The 19,501-nt window shown below is 44.3% G+C and carries 20 protein-coding genes and 1 pseudogene; 3 read left to right on the top strand and 18 right to left on the bottom strand.

Features of this window, described 5'->3' with window-relative positions:
• The 16 genes and pseudogenes from ACEW9J_RS07525 to ACEW9J_RS07450 form a co-directional block, all read right to left on the bottom strand.
• A pseudogene (locus ACEW9J_RS07525) lies at positions 1-699 on the bottom strand (hypothetical protein); the annotation flags it as partial.
• 66 nt (positions 700-765) lie between these two features.
• Positions 766-1,056 (bottom strand): hypothetical protein, encoded by a 291-nt coding sequence (locus tag ACEW9J_RS07520; protein ID WP_373544514.1) that lies wholly within the window; start codon positions 1,054-1,056, stop codon positions 766-768.
• Between the two features lie 365 nt (positions 1,057-1,421).
• Entirely contained in the window at positions 1,422-1,841 is a 420-nt protein-coding gene (locus ACEW9J_RS07515) for a hypothetical protein (protein ID WP_373544513.1), read from the bottom strand.
• 289 nt (positions 1,842-2,130) lie between these two features.
• Positions 2,131-2,517, bottom strand: a complete 387-nt coding sequence (locus ACEW9J_RS07510) for a hypothetical protein (RefSeq protein WP_373544512.1) — start codon at positions 2,515-2,517, stop codon at positions 2,131-2,133.
• A 252-nt stretch (positions 2,518-2,769) separates the two neighbouring features.
• A complete protein-coding gene (locus ACEW9J_RS07505; RefSeq protein ID WP_373544511.1) occupies positions 2,770-3,171 on the bottom strand; it encodes a hypothetical protein in 402 nt (133 codons plus the stop codon).
• Between the two features lie 78 nt (positions 3,172-3,249).
• Positions 3,250-3,453 (bottom strand): hypothetical protein, encoded by a 204-nt coding sequence (locus ACEW9J_RS07500; RefSeq protein WP_373544510.1) that lies wholly within the window; start codon positions 3,451-3,453, stop codon positions 3,250-3,252.
• 4 nt (positions 3,454-3,457) lie between these two features.
• On the bottom strand, positions 3,458-3,832 hold the full coding sequence (locus tag ACEW9J_RS07495) for a DUF6876 family protein (protein WP_373544509.1): 375 nt from the start codon (positions 3,830-3,832) through the stop codon (positions 3,458-3,460).
• Between the two features lie 163 nt (positions 3,833-3,995).
• A complete protein-coding gene (locus tag ACEW9J_RS07490) occupies positions 3,996-4,547 on the bottom strand; it encodes a siphovirus Gp157 family protein (protein ID WP_373544508.1) in 552 nt (183 codons plus the stop codon).
• Between the two features lie 115 nt (positions 4,548-4,662).
• Positions 4,663-4,893 carry a hypothetical protein gene (locus tag ACEW9J_RS07485; protein WP_373544507.1) on the bottom strand — a complete coding sequence of 77 codons (231 nt, stop codon included), beginning with the start codon at positions 4,891-4,893 and terminating at the stop codon, positions 4,663-4,665.
• A 157-nt stretch (positions 4,894-5,050) separates the two neighbouring features.
• Positions 5,051-5,332 (bottom strand): hypothetical protein, encoded by a 282-nt coding sequence (locus tag ACEW9J_RS07480; RefSeq protein ID WP_373544506.1) that lies wholly within the window; start codon positions 5,330-5,332, stop codon positions 5,051-5,053.
• A 44-nt stretch (positions 5,333-5,376) separates the two neighbouring features.
• The gene (locus ACEW9J_RS07475; protein WP_373544505.1) at positions 5,377-5,763 is read right to left on the bottom strand and encodes a hypothetical protein; all 387 of its coding nucleotides are present in this window, start codon (positions 5,761-5,763) and stop codon (positions 5,377-5,379) included.
• Positions 5,764-5,851: 88 nt separating this feature from the next.
• On the bottom strand, positions 5,852-6,460 hold the full coding sequence (locus tag ACEW9J_RS07470) for a VWA domain-containing protein (RefSeq protein WP_373544504.1): 609 nt from the start codon (positions 6,458-6,460) through the stop codon (positions 5,852-5,854).
• A gap of 4 nt (positions 6,461-6,464) precedes the next feature.
• Positions 6,465-7,037, bottom strand: coding sequence for a hypothetical protein (locus ACEW9J_RS07465; protein WP_373544503.1), 573 nt, complete (start codon positions 7,035-7,037; stop codon positions 6,465-6,467).
• Positions 6,958-7,875, bottom strand: a complete 918-nt coding sequence (locus tag ACEW9J_RS07460; protein WP_373544502.1) for a hypothetical protein — start codon at positions 7,873-7,875, stop codon at positions 6,958-6,960. Before ACEW9J_RS07460 ends, ACEW9J_RS07465 begins: the two co-directional genes overlap by 80 nt.
• Before the next feature lie 128 nt (positions 7,876-8,003).
• A complete protein-coding gene (locus ACEW9J_RS07455) occupies positions 8,004-9,005 on the bottom strand; it encodes a DUF5895 domain-containing protein (protein WP_373544501.1) in 1,002 nt (333 codons plus the stop codon).
• A 137-nt stretch (positions 9,006-9,142) separates the two neighbouring features.
• A complete protein-coding gene (locus tag ACEW9J_RS07450; protein ID WP_373544500.1) occupies positions 9,143-9,496 on the bottom strand; it encodes a hypothetical protein in 354 nt (117 codons plus the stop codon).
• Between ACEW9J_RS07450 and ACEW9J_RS07445 the strand changes: the two genes are divergently transcribed.
• The 3 genes from ACEW9J_RS07445 to ACEW9J_RS07435 all read left to right on the top strand — a co-directional run bounded on the left by ACEW9J_RS07445 (position 9,495) and on the right by ACEW9J_RS07435 (position 18,073).
• Positions 9,495-9,773: a hypothetical protein gene (locus tag ACEW9J_RS07445; protein WP_373544499.1), complete on the top strand. Its 279-nt coding sequence runs from the start codon at positions 9,495-9,497 to the stop codon at positions 9,771-9,773. The genes ACEW9J_RS07450 and ACEW9J_RS07445 overlap by 2 nt on opposite strands.
• Before the next feature lie 627 nt (positions 9,774-10,400).
• Positions 10,401-13,283 carry a DEAD/DEAH box helicase gene (locus ACEW9J_RS07440; RefSeq protein WP_373544498.1) on the top strand — a complete coding sequence of 961 codons (2,883 nt, stop codon included), beginning with the start codon at positions 10,401-10,403 and terminating at the stop codon, positions 13,281-13,283.
• Positions 13,274-18,073 carry an Eco57I restriction-modification methylase domain-containing protein gene (locus ACEW9J_RS07435; protein ID WP_373544497.1) on the top strand — a complete coding sequence of 1,600 codons (4,800 nt, stop codon included), beginning with the start codon at positions 13,274-13,276 and terminating at the stop codon, positions 18,071-18,073. The genes ACEW9J_RS07440 and ACEW9J_RS07435 overlap by 10 nt, the downstream gene beginning before the upstream one ends.
• Before the next feature lie 19 nt (positions 18,074-18,092).
• Here ACEW9J_RS07435 and ACEW9J_RS07430 read toward each other — a convergent pair whose 3' ends face one another.
• Both ACEW9J_RS07430 and ACEW9J_RS07425 read right to left on the bottom strand, forming a co-directional pair.
• On the bottom strand, positions 18,093-18,824 hold the full coding sequence (locus ACEW9J_RS07430; RefSeq protein ID WP_373544496.1) for a Uma2 family endonuclease: 732 nt from the start codon (positions 18,822-18,824) through the stop codon (positions 18,093-18,095).
• 51 nt (positions 18,825-18,875) lie between these two features.
• Entirely contained in the window at positions 18,876-19,469 is a 594-nt protein-coding gene (locus tag ACEW9J_RS07425) for a Uma2 family endonuclease (protein ID WP_373544495.1), read from the bottom strand.
• Positions 19,470-19,501: the final 32 nt, after the last annotated feature.

Below are 19,501 nucleotides of genomic sequence, written 5' to 3'. Positions count from 1 at the left end.
TTTATTTGGACTCAACCAATGAGCGACGATCGCCACCAACCGACCATTGGGCAGTAACCTTAGCAACGCCGATCGCAAGTGACGCAAGCAGACATCGGGATTACGCTTGGTACTGGTAATACTGCGCGAGAACGGGGGGTTGATGACGATGACTGATGGCTTGATGCGTTGGAGCAACATGTCATTCAAGTATTCTGCATTTACCGAAAATAGCTCTGCGGATGGAAAGACTTCACGCAACAGATCTCGGCGAGACTTGGAAAACTCATTGAGGACGAGCGTGGTTGGTTTGACTCTCTGGTTGATACTCGCACCGACGAGAATGCCCGTTCCCGCGCTTGGTTCGACTAGGACATCATCAGCGTTCACCATCGCAGCTCGACCGACTAACCAGCTTAATTCTAATGGAGAAGAGAATTGCTGTAAGTCCAACATTTCTTGAGAGCGGACACTGTGGTCTACCGTCAGATTTTGCAGCTCCCGCATTTGGGACAGGCTCAACTTTGGTTGCTGTAGTAGGTAGCTGACCATTGCCGACTCGATCGCATCTGTGGCGGCTTTAAATGTCCACTTACCGCTGGCACTACTGCCGTAGCAATCATTCATCACTTCGATGATTTCAGTTTGTCCTAGCCGTTCGCCAGCCTTCAATCGCTCGGTAAATTCTCGAACAGCACTAATTCGCGTAATAGTTTGCATAAAAAAAGCCCGTAGATCGCTCTACGGGCAAAGGTGGTGGATATTAGGAAATAGATTGTTATTCGATTAGGCTTTCCCAACGTCAATTTTTTGTGCTATTAATTTTTTCCCATTCCAGATGTAAGATTTACCATTTTGCTTGATAACTCCAATCACTTCAGATTCCAAGCTGGCATCATTAACATCGGTAATTTCGCATTCTTCTTTTTCATCCCAATCGGGCGGACAGTTACTATTACTAATTTCTACACTGTTGGCTATCATATCTTCAAGGTCTTGTTTGATGAAGGTTGCAACCTTTTTGTCAGGAACTTCGATTTGGATCTCGATTGACAATTTGACGATTAATGTTGCCATAATTTTTATTGAAGATAGAATTTTATCAGTAAAAACCTGTCGATACTAGTATCGACAGATTTTTTTGAAAATCAACAAACTATATTCAGTTACATAAAAATTCATGCCAAACATCGATCGGAGCTGCTTCGAGCTAAAGTTGCCGATGTTCGTATTCACCGAGATTTAGACAAAATTAGTGCTTGTAGACTTGAGTATTTTTCGGCATATTTAAACTAAAAAATCAGATTTATAAGGAAATGCAAAATTAGCAGAGGGTCGGCAATTGCTACTTTCACAGATTTATCACAGACATTCATAAACTTACGACTGAAAAATCATGGATTACTTAACGAATTGTGATAATTTACCAGCGAAAATACATACTAAAATAATGCTAGTTGAGATTGAGTTTCTTCAACCGGACAGTAAACTTGATTATCGATAATAATCAATAAATCTGCACGATCGAGCCTTTCACCCGTTCGCTGCCATGAAAAATAAGATTGTTGAAATGGGCAGTAGAAAACTGGCTCGACGGATGGTAATTTCGGCAGAGCTTTTCCTACCAAAAATCCCTGTCCATAGGCGTGAACGTTTTTTCGACCCTCCTTCAAAACTCTCTGACGGCTGGCTTCTGAGACATGAAATGTAGTACTTTTCAACACTAGATTGTCGAGATGCCCGACTACAATCCATGAATTTTTAACTTTTTGCTGGATACTCATTAATCCATTGTTCAAATTCCGATATGTTCTGGTGGGAAGTCCACGACAAATATTCCAATCAACTTCTCGTGCTGCCATTTCAATCATCCTCTAAATACTAGTTATTCAGTTAATTTTTGTGAAATCGAACTAGTTTTAAGTCCGATGAATTTACTTTGAGACAGAGCTTCTACTCGTTGGCACATGTTGACATCAAACATGGCAATATGGCCTTTGGGCGGTATTTCCATCGCTGCGGGAAGCCATTCGCCAGAATCTCCCCGACAATCTTGACATCTACTTTCTTGATGCGGATTTTTTTCATAATATTCTCATTTGAAAGTGATAGCGGAATTGCTAACACTCACAAATAAATGCAAATGTTTTACTATTGACCTGCTCGATATTGGTTCTCTCGATCGATCGCGGCTTGTTGGCGCAGATTTATGATTGGCGTGTAGTGACAGATCTGTTCTGATGGCAGAACGCAAACTCCGTAGTAGTTGGGATTTTTCAGCAATGCTCGCCCAATTGCGGCGTGAAACAGATCGGGAATTGAGTACTGTTTATGCAATCGATCGTGCAATTTTTTGAGCCTGACTCTGCGCTTGGCATCGAGCGACCATTGAACGATCGGCTTTGGGGTTTTGACGATTGATTTGGGTACATCTACTCTGGACGCTTGGAACTCTTGGTAGACTTTGCACCAATCAATATTGATTTTAGCGATCGGTTCATTAATTTTAAACCAGGGAAACTGATATCCAAGGAGCATTAATTCGCACCTTTGACTGTAGCTTATGCCATAGATACGATCGTTAAGTTCAGATTCTTGACGACAGAATTCGAGCAATGTTATCCCTATTTTGCTGGATTCATCAAAGCGGGAAGTTATGGGGTTAGCCTTAATAGATGGGAATAAGTTTAATTGCATAACTTGGTAAGTAGGCCATTTCTCAACCGAAAGTTAGATACTTGGATCGGTCTTTATTTGATAATGTGCTTGTTGTGATTATTCGCATTAGAATTAGTGATAGGTAATTCGATAATTAGAATCTGGGATTTCGATCTGATACCAACTAGCAAAGTTTTCAAACATCTGTTTCATGCCAATCGGACTATTCGAGGTATCGTGTAGTCTTTGGAGTTCGACGATGGCTTTATGCAAATCATTACTAGCATTTTCAACACCTAATGCTATGAGAATGACTTCTTCCAAACCCGATCCCAGAGCAATAAGCTCCATGCTTGAATCGTATTCAAGCGGTTCGATGCTAAATCCAATCGCACATTTGTAGCCATTGGAATTGTTATACATACATAGATCGGTTTCATTGACAGATCTCGTCCAGTTTTGGCTATTTAATCCGCTATAGGCATTGCTAAATAATCTTTGGAGTTCGGCTTTATCTTCTGGAGTTAGTTGCATAATTAGTAGGGATATTCTGGTGTTACTGATTCGAGTTGGTAGTAAGCACAAGCGACAGCATAGGCGATGGGCATTCGGCTATAGTCTAGGTCGTCTGACAAGTTCGAGATGTTGTATTTGAGCGGTTGCATCTTCATCGTCTTCGCTCTTGCGAATTACCCAGTTATACTCTTTTGCCCACTGCCTAAGTTCGCGGATGGCAGTTTTACGATCCGAAGATTGGGCAGTAGTTAAAGTCAACTGAACTTCTTCGCCATAGGTAACTAGTCTGTATATATCCACGTCCTTAATACTCAGAAGGTAAAAACATAAAAACTTCTGGTTGAATGCAGACCCAGATTCGGATCTCTGACAAGGGGAAATCAGTATACGGAATCGATCGATTTACCAAGATGTTGCCATCTCCGTCATCACAAGTAAGGATTCCAGCGTGACTCTCCAAGTTAACGGTAAGTCTCCAGAACTGCCGATCGTTGATAGCTTTAAACTTGCTAGTTTGGTAGCTGGCAATTGCATTAGTCAGCCACAAACAGCCAACTTTGTCTTGCAAAAATTTGATACCATCGGTGTAGTCGATTCGACAAAACCCTGTGTGTCGAAAGTATGGTTGTTCGCAACCGTTGTATCGATCGAGATGAGATTTGATTTCTTGTGCGTTCATGATTCCGATCGATAAATGGATAAATGGACAATGAAAAACCAGCGAGTTTCAGATCGCTGGTTTTTGTTAAAAGTACTTGAGATTAAGCAATCCCAAGTACTTTTAAAGCACCTGTAACAGTACTTGTAAAGATAAACAGTAGAGTTGATGAGGGTTTTCTATTTTAACCAATTCGCAGATGAGTACCACGTTCTTGGACTTTGGCGAGAAGTTGACCATCGACGATTAAGTCATTGGTACCTAATTCAGTTAAGCGTTCTCGAATAAACTCAGTGGAGACAGAGCAAGAATAACTCTCGATAATGCAATCTGAGGGGAATTTCCTTGGATCGATCGTATCGTCGATCCAAACTGGAGCTTTACCGCCATTTTTAACTAGCCTTAACTTAGCTTCTTTACCAGCCATCGAACTAACTCCCTGTTGTTCTAGGGAAGATTTGAGATAATCCTTGAAACGATTGACTGCACTCTGGCGAGATTTAACTAGCCTGTCGAAATGCTCTCGTCGCTCGACAAGGTAATTAATTTCGGCTTGTTTTGCAGCAAGAACGCCCACGATCGCATCGACTTTGTTAGCGATTTGGTTCTCCAAATCGGCTAATTGGTCTGCGAGAATTTGCTGTGTTGCGGGATCTTCTCCAGCAGCCTCCAATCCGTCAAAAATCATCTCTACAAGCGCGTCACGGATTTGACCGAGTTCTAGTAATGTTGCCATAATTTTAATTACTTGAGTGGCTAATTTTGGATGAGAGTTAATAACGATCCGAATGTTCGGATCGGGCGGAGGCTGTGCCTACGGCAGGCTACGCCAACGCCAACACCAACGGACACTAGTTATTACAATTATCGTGGATTTTCAAGTTCTTAATATCAAACTTTCGATGATTTTGTTGAGCTTGCCGCTTTAAGGCGATTTTAGTTAACTCCTGTCTTTCATCTAAAGGATGAAGGTGCCATTTGATCGATACATTTAATGACTTAGCAATCAGGATATTTTCACGATCGATCTGCGCCAACCTGGAATCTAACAGGACTAGCAAGCGAATAATTAGTATTCTCATTTGCGACGATTAGAAGAGTTTGATAAAAAAGCACACGATCGAAGGTCGATCGTGTAGACTGACTTCCCCAGTGAGACAATACTTTGTTACCACTAGGAGATTCTATAAAGATAGGGTTCCCCATCAGCTCAAAATAGCAGTATTAATCACCGAAGACTTATGCCACTTGGCTAGACTGGTAATAATCGCATCGATCGAGCCAACGTGCTTCATCGATCGCGAGTTGCATTTGCTCGTCAGCTTCGGTTATTGGTTGTGAAGCTGTAGCAGTCTCTGACTGGATATTTAGGGCTAAAACTGGTACGATTGTCATTAGCTGTAAGAAAGTAATGTTAATTGAAGATGGCGTTTTATTCGCGTAAAATGCCATCAAAAAGAAAAGCAAGATTTGGGTCGCCCAGAGCTTGCTTTTTGCCTTCGGTCGTAGCCAGAATATCATAAAATTTAATTGACCCCAAACGGAGAGCGCAAGCTTCAAGCAGTTTAAGCAGTTAGTAACGACAGTTGAAGTTGGTGGCAGTCTGCTTTAAATTTGACGAACCATAGATCGGCTAGATAAAAATCTTGGTGAATCTGTAATAGTCTATTTACTTCATCTGTTTCGCTAATTTGTACTTCCAACATAAACTCATGGAATGCAGATTTTGCTTTAACAAAAGCAGTTTTTGCATTAAAAGCAACTATAGACATTTTCGCAAGAGTACCTTTTCTTTTTCCAACTCTGGAGGTGTTCCAGAAAATAGAGTTGCCAATTTGATGCCGTTCGGTCATTAACTTAACTGCAATTTCTAATTCTGACTCAATCTCCGCTAAAAGCTGATTGCTGCGGTTTTCTTTAAGTAGTTTAATATTTTTTAAAGTAACAGCCATCGCAGCGGTGCAATCATACATATAGACAAAAAAATACCCTCAGACAAAAGTATCTGAGGGTATTAAAGGTGAATTTATTTGCTTCTATTCATCGACGCGAAGGCGGTAGCAAAGCTTGGGAAATCGTGCCCCCAATTGCTTTGTAGCCTTCATCTAAGCTTTGAATATATGGCTTGCCACAGCCTAACCTTGCTAGTTTTGCCATGAACGAGATCGCCTCTTTATTGTCATCATCACCAATATATAGAGTTGAGATCGTACCTGACAATTTTTTTGCGGCTTTAATTGCTTCGGACTCATCTTCTGGCTCTCCGTCTGAGATGACGAGCGTTTGAGCAGGATACAACGACGTGGCATATTCGATTGCTCGATGCAATGCCGTACCGCCGCACGGTTCGCAGATATTCTTAACATCTTGAATCGGTGTAACGCGGAAGTTGAAGCATACCAATCGATAATCTTGCCAACCGATGCTGGCGATGGCTTCTTTGAGGATATCGATCCGCCGCTTACAACCGCTGCCGCGACAGATCTCATCCATCGAGCCACTGGTATCGATCAGCATAACGCGGGAGAGCGGATTTCCCGATCCAATACGGGCTTGGTAATTAGTGGCAACTCCAGTATCGGGCAACTTACTCGCTTGGGTGACGATCGAAGTGAGAACATTAGCAAGGGCGTTAGTTTGATTAGTCATTGGTTTAGATAGTTGGATGTACTTTATTAATGGCTTGACGATAAAATTCCAAGGCTTGGGGATCGGGACTAGCTTTTTTTAGATCGTTGGAATAACATTTAAAACCTGGGATGTGCCGCTCGCAAATTGCTTTACATAAGGGAATTAACGAAGTTGCGGTCGATCCGTCTGCGCTATCCATTGTTCTGGGACTACTCCAGGCATTCCCCGTATGAAAGTAGGCAAACTTCCACGGATCGCCGACAAAGCTTTGCTGGATATAAACGCGGACTTCGCCACGCTTTTCCCAGATGCTAATACCAAACTGGTCGTAGCGATAAGTTGCAAAGAAGCTGGACTCGATTAACGATTGAATTAGAGCAGCTTTATCACTTGCTTCATAACTCGATGTCGATCGTGCTGTTGCAGCTCGTCCGGTTGCCTCGGCTTTGGCAACACGATCGCGCAACTCTTGGGCAGCATCAGAGACAGTTTGATTAGCAGCATAAGCAATCGCTTCACCCCGCAGAACGGTTTCGGCCATCGCTGCTTGGATGAGTTGCAGCAACTGGTCGTCGGTCAATCCTGATAAGTCCATACTTATTTCTCTCTTTAATAATGTGCATCAAATATTGAATTGTTAAACTTGGAATTTGCTCGATGTCGCCACCAATTTTTAGCTGTGGTTCGATTTTTAACGGATCGATTGCAAAGGCAGGAACATTGAGTCGATTAGCAACCGACAATATGTTTCTAACTCGATATAATCCCGATAGATCGTTGTCCGGTAGAATTACTAATAACGGGCAATTTAGTTGCGATTTAACTACTTCTAACTTGTGCTTGAGGGTTAAATTACTATAATCTCCAGCCTCCAAGCAAATTGCTGGTAAGCCGCGACTATAAGCAATTTCTACGCACTTTTGACCCTCCACAATTAGCACGATATTCAACCTACCGGGATAGGCAGTTAATCGACATAATCCAAAGGGAATCCACTGCTTATTTCCCGCACCTTTAACCCAACTTTCACCATCAAAATACTGAGGGCGAATGACCTTGTGAGTATGATAGTTAAAGCGGGTAACTCGCTGGCAATCGCTATATTGATAAATAGTGCGATTGCCGCTCGTTTCACTCAAAATTACTGGACTCATTAGCGGTAAGTGTAGTTGAGCGGATGAGATGAGCGGGATCGGTGGTAACAGAATTTCTGGTGGGGGTTCGGATGTCGGATTGAGACTATAGTTTTTACCACGAGTGGGGATTACCGCAGACATAATCTCCAGCCGATGCGCTCGGCTGTCATCGTTCCAGCAATTCCACTTTCCGACAGGCGAGAAAGTTAAATTGTGACCGCCACAAACTGGGCAATAGAAGCGGTTGTGTCGATAACGTTGTAACTGCTTTTTACAATCGGCTAAACTGTTGCTCATTTAAGTTATTAGTCAAAAGAAGACAGAAGGAACAGCGGTTGGACAGCTTAATTTGGCAGACATAGTTAATTTCCCAAAAAAAACAGGCATTTCCAACAGTTGGAAATGCCCATCGGTGTTGTCAGTAGTTAGAATGGCAGATCGTCTTCTTCGTAGCTAAAGTCAGCATCATTTTCATCTAGATCGGGGGTCGATTTGACAACACCGATCTTTTGTGGAACTACCGCTAAGGTTTCTGAAGTTGCGGTTTTTTGAACTACTGCTGGTGTGGGTTCGACATCATCTTCTACTGCGGAGATTTGACGGGGTGCTGTCGGAGTCGATGGTGAGTTGCAAGATGGCGGAATTAAGGCGATAACACTACCAGAAGATGGGGGCATCTGGAGTGCGCGGGGCTGAGGATTGAGGATTTGCAAGATTGTCTCGGCTAACAACTCCTCACCTTCGCCCAAAAAGAACGATCGCCAGTTACCGCTCGTTGGGGCGACAAAGCCATCGACACAACAAGCAGGGGATTTAGTTTTACCACTACCTACGGACATCCGCTTGATAACTGGCTCGAATACGCACAATGCCTTGTACCGTTCGTCGCGGGGCAGAAAAGGAGCCTTAGCTGCTTTGGCATGAAGCATTGCTACTTGAATGCAATTTTGCTCCCAATATTTGCTCAAAGTGGCTTGATGTGCGCCTTTAGCGATTATTTTAAAAGGGATTTGGTGTAAAGGGAAATTACTCTCACCCAAGAACATTATTAAATAGATCTGGAAATTACCAATGTTGGGATCTTTACTCTGATCCCGATTCCACTCACCAATTACCATTAATCGATCTTCATCTTGGCTGGCAGCACGATCGAACATACCGAGCTTGCTAACCGCACACATTACCATGCGTGGCTGCACGAGCAAGATGCCTTCGGCATTTTTACCATCGTTATAGGTGTAGATAATCGTTTTGGTAGCTTCGATATTACTCCACCCGGCCTTTTGAGCCTGGGGCAGGGGAATAAAATAGCCACAGTGGGATTGTTCTTCTTCTCCCCGCACCACCTGGACGTGAGGAAAACTAAAATCTGTCGCGGCATATTCGGAGCTGAGATATTGGGATTTAATGGGAGTTTCTGTTGTCATGAGTTGTATCTATAGAGTTGGGATAATATGCAGGTTCTATCTTGCCAAGATCGATCGCCGTACCAGAAATATTTCTAGTACGGAGATCGATCTTTGGGCAAATAAGATCCCTCATAAATGAATGCAAAAGATTTGAGCTAGGTAGAGTTTGGAAATTCGCTAATAGCTTGCCACTGCTCAATAAATCCATCGATCTCTTTGAGCATAATATTGCCAAGCTGAATATTGAGCATGATAATTTCGGCAGTAGAAATTATTTTCACGCCTCGTGCTGTAGCAATTTTCTTAGCTTGTTTATCATCTATGAGAAGATCGTAACCTTCAGCTTGTGCAATCACAATTGAGCTTGCTTCCCCACGTCCTAAACCTCTTTCATAAAGTTTTTCGACTTCGAGCAGGTGTTGGGGAGTCTCAACAGGGACTTCAGAGAGGAACCCACTCGCCCATGTTTCATTTATTTTTTTTTGCGATCGCAGTACCTCTGCACGCATGAAATCGGTGCAAGCTAAAGTACTGCGTCTATGCGAACAGCTTCGGGATCGAGTGCCATTGGTACTTTTAGAGGGAGATGTGGGAACGGGAAAAACTGCTTTGGCAGAAACGATCAGCGATGCTTTAGCGCGAAAAATAGGCGGTAAAACCAAAGTCCATTTGCTAATGGGACTTAAACAAAATCAAGCCGCTCATCAAGCCCAAATTGGCTTGATGAGCGGCAAAGACATCGATGATATTAGTCATAAGGTAGTCAACATCTGTAGCGGTTCCTAAAGAACTTGCATTCATGACGATAGCAAAAATTCTTTCTCCTTCCAAACTAGACAGTCTCGCCTTAAATGTCTTGACCCACACTACTTTCTTCTTGCTTAACTTTAATTCTATTTGGTCGAGATTATCTGCTGATAATGTTGCTGCTATTTCATCTAGTCGGACTTCTACTTCGCTTTCTTCTCCCTTCAGATAGGATTAGATGTAAGTGTTTGGGTAACGATCGATTTCGCAAAAGTTCCATGTAATTACATGGAACCAATTAAAACCCTATAACTATGACAGTCAGCTACTTTAACTCCTTGCTTGCACAGATTAGATTCCAACTGATCGATCGATCCGAATAAGCTCAACTTGTTTGTGAACATAAGTTTTAGCCACAAGCAAAAGTTCCATGTAATTACATGGAACTAAACAAACAAACTAGAATTGTGTCTAGTCATACACTTCCAGCGATCGATAGCTTTACTCAACCTCATTGCACTGACTCGATCGAGACACTCTCAGATCGAGGCTCACATTTCCAGAAATTTCGACTGAAAAGACAAAAAACAATCATCGAAAATAAACCAGAGCTTCAGGTTGGCAAGATAATAGGGGTACTATCAGAAAATCAGTACTCAATTTAAAATGACCATCCAAAGCTCGATTGCCCCTGGAGCCAGAATATTATGTCGCGATGCGGAGTGGTTGGTGAAGTCAACCAGCCGCTCTACTGATGGTGGCAGGGTAATTGAAGCGATCGGGGTATCGGAGTTTATTCGCGGTAGATCTGTGAAGTTCATTGAAGAACTCGAAACCGATTTGGAAGTACTTCAGCCCGAACATACCAATCTAGTCGCCGATCGCTCTGGCGGTTACGTCCATAGTCTACTGTTCATCGAATCCCACCTGCGACAAACGGTACCGGAAGACGGCAAAATCTATGTGGGACAACAGGCGGCGATGGATGTGATGGATTATCAACTCTATCCTGCTTATAAGTCTCTGGCGGCACCTCGACAACGAATTTTGATTGCTGATGCGGTGGGGTTGGGGAAGACGCTCGAATGCGGAATTTTGGTGTCCGAGCTAATTAGACGCGATCGAGGCAAGAGGATTTTGGTTGTCACTAACAAATCGATGATGGTGCAGTTTCAGAAGGAATTCTGGGTGCGGTTTACCATTCCGTTGGTGAGATTGGACTCTAGTACGATTCAACGGATTCGACTGCAAATTCCTGGCAATCACAATCCCTTTCACTATTACGATCGGACGATTATCTCGATCGATACGCTCAAGCAAGATCGGGAGTATCGGGTGTACCTAGAACAAGCACATTGGGATATTATCGTCATCGATGAGGCGCATAATGTGGCGAAAAGGGGTCAAGGAGCCTCCCAACGGGCGAAGTTAGCCGAACGGTTGGCAAACAGATCGGATACGCTGATTTTGCTGTCTGCTACGCCCCATGATGGTCGTCCAGAGAGTTTTGCCAGTCTTATGAATATGCTCGATCCGACAGCGATCGCCGATGAGTCAGATTATACGAAGGAAGACATTCGCGATCTCTACGTGCGGCGGTTTAAGAAGGATGTGTTACGAGATTTGCGACTAAGTATTCCTGAACGCCAAGTAGCATCGGTAGAAGCTCAAGCATCAGAAATTGAAGAGCGGGTATTTAGGGCGTTAGAACATCTCCAATTGGGGGGGATCGATGGCAATCGCAAAGGGAAGCAGTTATTTAAAACTACTTTACTCAAGTCTTTTCTTTCTAGTCCGGCAGCTTGCTTGGAAACTGTTAATAATCGATTGAAACTGCTACGGGGTAATGTAAATGGTACCGATCCCGATCTACATGAATTAACAGAGTTAGGGCAGATATTAGCGCAAGTATCGATCGAGCAGTTCAGTAAATATCAGCGATTACTGCAATTAATTCAAATAGATTTTAAGTGGAACGGCAAAGATCCCCAAGACCGTTTGGTGATTTTTACCAGTAGATTAGAAAGCTTGAGATTGCTCAAACAGCGATTGGCGATCGATCTCCAACTCAAACCAGAAGCGATCGAGGTATTAGACGGCAGTATGCCAGATACCGACCAGAATCGGGTGGTTGAAGCGTTTGGGCAAGAAAATTCTAAGGTGCGGATTTTACTCGCCACGGAAGTAGCTTCGGAAGGTTTAAATTTACATTATCTCAGTCATAAATTGATTCACTTTGATATTCCGTGGTCGCTGATGACGCTCCAACAACGGAATGGCAGAATCGATCGCTATGGGCAAACCAGAGCACCCCAAATTCGTTATTTGCTCACGCGATCGCAATTAGAGCGGATGGATGAGGTCGAACGGATTATCAAAGTGTTGTTAAATAAAGACGAACAAGCGATTAAAAATATTGGCGATCCATCGGTATTTATGGGCGTATTTGACGCTCAAGCAGAGGAGGAATATACCGCTCGATCGATCGAGTCGGGGGTATCTGCGGAAGAGTTTTCGGCGCAGTTAGAAACAAATGCAGCCAAAGGCGGAGAATTCGATATCTTTGCTTGGTTTGAAAATCCCGATGACGGTAGCCTGAATGCCGCTGAAGAGACGGTAGCCTCGCCAAAGGTCGAACAGGGTAAAAACTTGAGTTTGTATCCTTCTACCTATGATTATGTGGCTACCGCGCTTCAAGCCTTCGAGACACCGATCCCCAATTTGAATATCCAACCAACCGAAAGATCGATCGAGTTACAAATACCCGCAGAATTGGAGCGACGTTACCAACGACTACCGCCGGAAATCCGTCCGTCAGATAAACAACTATTACAACTCAACGATAGACCGAACGCAATCATGCAAGCATGGGAAGAAGCGCGTCGCCTGGAAACTAGTTTTCCCCAGCAGCAATATTTGTGGGATTTACATCCGCTCGTCGAATGGCTCAAGGATCGGGGGTTATTTCGATTCGGACGACATCAGGCTCCAGTGATCGAGTTGAATAGTGGTTTGGCTGAGGGAGAATCGGTATTTATCCTGTGGGGAAGCTTTGCCAATCAGCGGGGTAAAACCTTGATGAATCGCTGGTTGGGGGTGGTATTCAATGGGAGTAAATTCGATCGGATCGAAACTCTCGATACAACTGTGCAACGTACCCGACTGGGTAAAACGGAAATTCCCAACCCAGGAGAAATAGATCCTCTGCTAGTCAAGGAATTGGAAGGATTGAGGGCGGAGGCTGTCAGGAAATCGATCGCCCATCTTACCCGATCGCGAGCAGAATTCTTGCAGCAACTCACACCCCAATTAGAGGAACAACGCGATCGATTGTCGCGACTCAAGGGCAATCATAGCCGCCAGCTTCGACTCAAATTCGACAAGGATACGCCCACGACAGCCACAGTGCAACGTCGTCACCAGGAAGAACAACGACTCGATCGCTTATTCCAAGATTATGAGAACTGGGTCGATCTTTCGATGACCATTGAGGAATATCCTTATCTAAAGCTGGTAGCTGTATTGCGAGGGGTTGGATCGTGCCATTAGTCGGAATTGCGAACGAAAATGAATTTTACTCAGATTACTATTTAGATGCGGTATTGACTCAAGATTTAAAAAACTTGAGTAAAAATTGGGGTAGCGATACCGATAAAACACCCGATCGGTTATTGGCTGGTTTGAGAGCGGAATATTTCCGCCTTCAGGATAAACTAGAGCGCATTTCTACCGACAGTGAACGGCTCGAACTTCAGAACGGTTTTTGTCAAAAGTTACTGGAGATTTTGGGTTACAGTTATCAGCCTCAAGTCAAAGTTTTAGATGAAGATTATTTACTGCCGATCGCGGTGGAAATCACTAGAAGTAATGGTACGCCACTATTGTGGGTCGTTGAGGGCGTAAATTTAGGGGACAATCTGGGTATCCTGGCTAATTCAGTCCAGTTTCCAGATGGAGAGATCGGGACAGATACTTTAGAAGATATCCTCAACGATCGGATCTTTACCATTGCCGAACCGCCGCGCTGGGTAATTTTGATGAGTGTCGATAGTATTGCTTTAATCGATCGAGCCAAGTGGAATTCCTCGCGATTATTACGGTTCGATTTGGGCGAATTATTCCGTGAAAATGACCCAAATGCCCTGTTAGCGGCGGCGACATTATTGCATCGAGAACATACTTGTCCGAGTGAGGGGACGGCTTTACTCGACAGGTTGGATGAAAATAGTCATAAACATACCTATAGTGTTTCCGCCGATCTCAAATTTGCCCTGCGGGAAGCGATCGAGTTACTGGGAAATGAGGTGTTACACTATCGCCGTTATGTCAAAAAAGAGCGGGTATTTACTAGCGACGCACAACAAGCAGCAGGAGAACAAACCACCGATCCCAACCAGCTTAAAATCGAGTGTCTGCGCTGGGTGTATCGATTACTATTTATTTTCTACATCGAGGCGCGTCCCGAATTGGGCTACGCGCCGCTGAATGCGGATGTCTATCGCGAGGGCTATAGTCTAGAGAGCTTGCGCGATTTGGAGCAGAGCCATTTACTCACCCCAGAGGATGAAGGTGGTTATTACATCGATAACTGTATTCGCCAACTATTTAAACTGCTGTGGGAAGGTTATCCCGTGCAGCAGTCGGCGCAGTTGATTCTAGCAACGCCTACCGCGCTAGCTAAAGGTGGTGTAGATACTTTTCGGCTCCCCGAACTCAAAAGTCATCTGTTCGACCCCGATCGCACGTCGTTGTTCAAGGGGGTTAAGCTCCGAAATTCTGTCCTGCGCGAGATTTTAGAATTGATGTCGCTGTCCCAAACAGCGGGCAAACGGCGGCGGGGGCGGATTAGTTACGCTCAATTGGGAGTGAATCAACTTGGGGAGGTTTATGAGGGCTTGTTGAGCCTGTCAGCCTTCTTTGCGGAGGAGGATCTGTATGAGGTGAAGCCAGCTAAGAAGGATAAGAAGAAAAGTAGTGAGGATGAAGATGAAGATGAGGATGAAACAGCTAATTCCGCACCGACGGGAGAGGGAAACGATCTAGAAGTTGGTTATTTTGTGAGTGTCGATCGATTGGCGGAATTTACTAAAGCTGAATTAGTCATCGATCCCAAAACGGGTAGACATCGCCAACACCCCAAGGGCAAGTTTTTATTCCGATTAGCCGGACGCGATCGCACTAAAAGTGCAAGTTATTATACGCCCCAATCTTTGACTCAATGTTTGGTTAAATACGCGCTCAAAGAACTCCTGCAAGATAAAAAAGCTGATGATATTCTCCATCTGACAATCTGCGAACCAGCGATGGGTAGTGCGGCATTTTTGAATGAAGTGGTAGATCAATTAGCAGAGGCTTATTTAGAACGCAAACAGCAAGAAGTTGGTGACAAAATTCCTCACGAGGATATTATCATCGAGAAGCAGAAGGTAAAAATGCTGCTGGCCGATCGCAATGTTTACGGCATCGATAAAAACCCGATCGCGATGGAGTTAGCCGAGGTTTCATTATGGCTAAATTGTATTTATGGCGATAAAGATAAACAGATATTTATCCCGTGGTTTGGAACGCAGCTTCACTGTGGTAACTCTCTAATCGGCGCACGGCGACAGGTATACACCAAGCAGCAGATTCTCGCAGATAAAAAAGGTTTAGGGAAATGGTATGAATCTTCACCCATCGCTCAAAAATCTGGGGAAGGGATATTTCACTTCTTACTAGGCGATCCGGCGATGGCAAATTACACCGATAAAGTAATTAAATCCCTCGAACCCACAGCAATTCAACAAATTAATGCTTGGCAAAGAGAGTTCGCCAAAACTGGATTTACGCCAGAGCAAGCTGACTATGCAGTAATCTTGAGTAAAAGAATTGCCGAACAATGGGATGAATACGCCCAAGAACTCGCCAAAATTAAGGAACGCACCACTGACGATCTCCAAGTTTGGGGACAACCGAACAACTCGTTACGGGGCGGCGTACCCCTGGCGATGAAAGATAAAATCTACGAGCAAGAGAAGCTCTCTCAAGGTGTAAGTAATGCCAGTAAATATCGCCGACTGAAACTGGTAATGGATTACTGGTGTGCGTTGTGGTTTTGGCCGATCGAACGAGCAGAGGAATTACCCAGTCGCGAACAATTTCTCCAAGAAGTGGGGGCAATCTTGGGTGAAACCGAAATGTTAGTTTCTAGCTCTCAACAATTAGCCCTATTCCCCGAAACCCAATCCACCGAACAGGGACAATTAGCTCTGAAAACTTACGGCTTTGTCGATTTAGATAAGCTCAAACGCTTTTATCCTCGGTTGGGGATCGTGGCGGAAGTTACCGAGAGACAACACTTTTTTCATTGGGAGTTAGAGTTTGCCGATATTTTTCAGGAGCGGGGCGGTTTTGACCTGATGGTGGGAAATCCCCCGTGGTTGAAAATAGAGTGGGAAGAAGGCGGAATTTTAGGCGATTACGATCCGCTGGTGGTATTGCGGAAACTTTCGGCGAGTGAATTGGCAAACCAGCGAGAGGTGGTGTTTAGTAAATTCCCACGTCTGTACTCTGCTTATTTGCGGGAGTATGAGGAAGCTGCCGGAACACAGAACTTCTTGAATGCTGTGCAGAATTACCCCTTACTCAAGGGAATGCAGACTAATGTATTTAAGTGCTTTTTACCTCAAGCTTGGAATTTTTGTAAACCCGAAGGAGTTAGTGGTTTCCTTCATCCAGAAGGAGTATACGACGATCCCAAAGGTAAAAATTTAAGGAAAGTTTTATTATCTAAACTGGTATGTCATTTTCAATTTCAAAATAAGCTTTTCCTATTCCCCCCTGTTCATGATGAAGTAACTTATAGTGTCAATATATATTCACGAGCAAAAGACCTTCCCTATTTTATTCATGTTTCTAATTTATTTCACCCTAAGACACTGCTTGACTCAGAATCAAATTCATCTTCAATCTCTACTATTCCAGGAATAAAGGATGAATTAAGCAAGTGGGATTTAAGAGGACATCCTAGCCGGATTATTAGTGTCGATCGAAATATCCTTGCTCTATTTGCCCAACTCTATGATGAAACGGGTACAGCCCCAGAATCTGCTCGACTGCCCGCTATTCATGCCCAGAATCTAGTCAGCGTATTAGAAAAATTCGCAAAGCAACCACAACGCCTTGGTGACTTACAGGATGAATATTACGCCACGGTGATGTTTGATGAAACCAATGCTGTCAAAAAAGACCACACCATCCGCCGTGAAACGACTTTTCCCGATGCAATTGCAGAAGAACAGGGTAATGCAGTTCAAAGTCTCATCCTCTCTGGGCCACACTTCTTTGTTGGCAATCCACTGAACAAAACCCCGCGCCATGTTTGCGTTCAAAATAGTCAATACGATGTCATCGATCTCACCACTATTCCTGATGACTATCTTCCACGAACCAACTACATCCCCGACTGCAATCCTACTGAATACTATCGCCGCACTCCAAAAGTTTCCTGGGGCGATAATCAACCCACAACCAATTTTTGTCGTATTATTTCTCGAACAATGTTGAGTCAGTCAGGGGAAAGAACTCTGATTAGTGCATTAATACCACCTCAAGTTGGACACATTGATGGAGGTTTTAGTATTTGTTTTCCTTCAAAATCTGATGCTATAGATTTAATGGGTTCTTATCTTTCTATCCCATTTGATTTTTTCGTTAAGACAACAGGCAAAGGACATTTTCGTAATGATATTGCTCGACAATTACCTTTAGTCAATAGCGACCCCAGATTACAAATTCGCACCCTCACCCTAAATTGCCTCACCACCCACTACGCCGAACTCTGGCAAGACTGCTGGCAACCCGAATTTACCCAAACCCAATGGAGCAAACCAGATCCGCGCCTACCCAACACCTTTTGGTCGCACCTCACCCCCACTTGGGGGCGTAACTGCGCCCTCCGCAGCGACTACAGCCGCCGTCAGGCATTAGTCGAAATCGACGTATTAGTAGCAATGGCACTCGGTTTAACCCTAGAAGAACTGATTACCATCTACCGCGTCCAATTTCCCGTCATGCAACAATACGAGCGGGAAACCTACTTCGACCAAAACGGGCGGATAGTCTTCACCACCAGTAAAGGCTTAGTCGGTGTCGGCTTACCCCGCAAAAGCAACAAAAAAACCCAAACCAAAGGCTGGGAAGATATCCAAAATATGACCGAGGGCACCGTAGAAATTACCACCACCGACGATACCCTCCCCACAGGCGCGTATCAACGGACGATTAGTTACCCAGCACCCTTCGACAAATGCGACAGAGTAGAAGACTACCGCACCGCCTGGGAGTATTTCAGCAGTTGAAAATGTCAACACATCGATGCTAATCAGGATCGATACCCAGATCGCGTAGTTTAGCAGCAAGGCGATCGGCGCGTTGGCGTTCGAGTTCGGTTTGTTGTCGCTCTTGCTCGATCGCGCGATCGGCATTATCAGCGCGTTGTCGCTCCTGTTCGATCTGTTCGTATGGGGTGGGATAGCGACGATCGTTCTCGTCGTACCAATACAGCCACTCTCGCGTTAAATCATCGTAGCTAGCGCGTTCGCAGCCAATTCCCAAGCCAATTTCGGGCATCCACAGGGGATTGGTATTTTGCAATTCATAATTACCGTTAACGAGCTTATGAATCTCTAGTCGGGCTTTGCGACGGCGTTTGGGGTTGTAGATAACGTAGTAAAGTACGCCTAGTTCGGCATACTTATCGAGCTTGGTAGTGTATTCACCGCCTGGTTTAGCAGACACTACCTCTAATACTAAAATGGGAGGTATTTCTTCCTCCCATAGCAAATAGCTTAGGCGTAAATCCTCGTCGAAGGAGCGTTCGACATTCAGACTCAAGAAGCCATCGGGGACGATTGGCGGTTGTTCTGGATGGGTATAGATCCCCATGTCGATGCCAAAAAACCAATCCATCCGACCTTTCCAGAGCATTCGTAAGATCGATTTGAGCAGGTTGGGGATGATTTCTTGGAGTTCGTTATCCACTGGAGTATCGTCAGAATTTGGCAGTTCGTCGGCGGTAGGTAGGTATCTGGGTAACTGGTACTGATACATGGCAGAAGAAAGGTTAGCGAAGGACTTATTTATTCGATGATTTGTGAATTGTTAAAACTCGATGCCTCGATAGACTCGATCGATCGCAAAGGTGAGGTCGATACTTTCTAGTTCTACGTTATCTCCAGCGGCGTAATTGGTCACTTCCCACTTACCACGCTCGTTCTTGCGGAATACTTCAATTTCGATTTCTTCAGCACTGACCAGGACGTATTCAATTAAGCTGGTCGATCGCTGATAGAGTTTGAATTTTTTCCCTCGTTCGCGTAGCGTCGGCTCTGCCGAATCGTAAGCTTCGGTACTGGGAGAGAGTACTTCGACGATTAGAGATGGATGGCTGATAAATTGAGTCGTTTGTCGATCTCGCTCGTCACAGGTCGCACTGGCATCGGGGTAAACGTATTTTTCTGATGCTTGAATCTTAATTTTCACATCTGAGTTAAGCGCGATGCACCGATCCGATTCGCTGAGGCGATCGTCAATCAAAGAGAAGATCCTACCGCCGATCCTGCCGTGATTGACCGTCCCACCACTCATCGCAAAGACCTCGCCCTCGAAGTACTCATGCTTGACTTCTTGCTGCTGTTCCCAAGCAAAGTATTCATCTAGGGTAAATCGAGGCGAATGTTCTTTTGCTGCAACCATATACGACCTCAATTGCCAGGAAATTAGTAAAA

The organism is Chamaesiphon sp., from assembly GCF_041737865.1.
Classification (GTDB): domain Bacteria; phylum Cyanobacteriota; class Cyanobacteriia; order Cyanobacteriales; family Chamaesiphonaceae; genus Chamaesiphon.
Note: the sequence above shows the minus strand (reverse complement) of the source record. Positions and strands in the feature narration are given on the sequence as shown.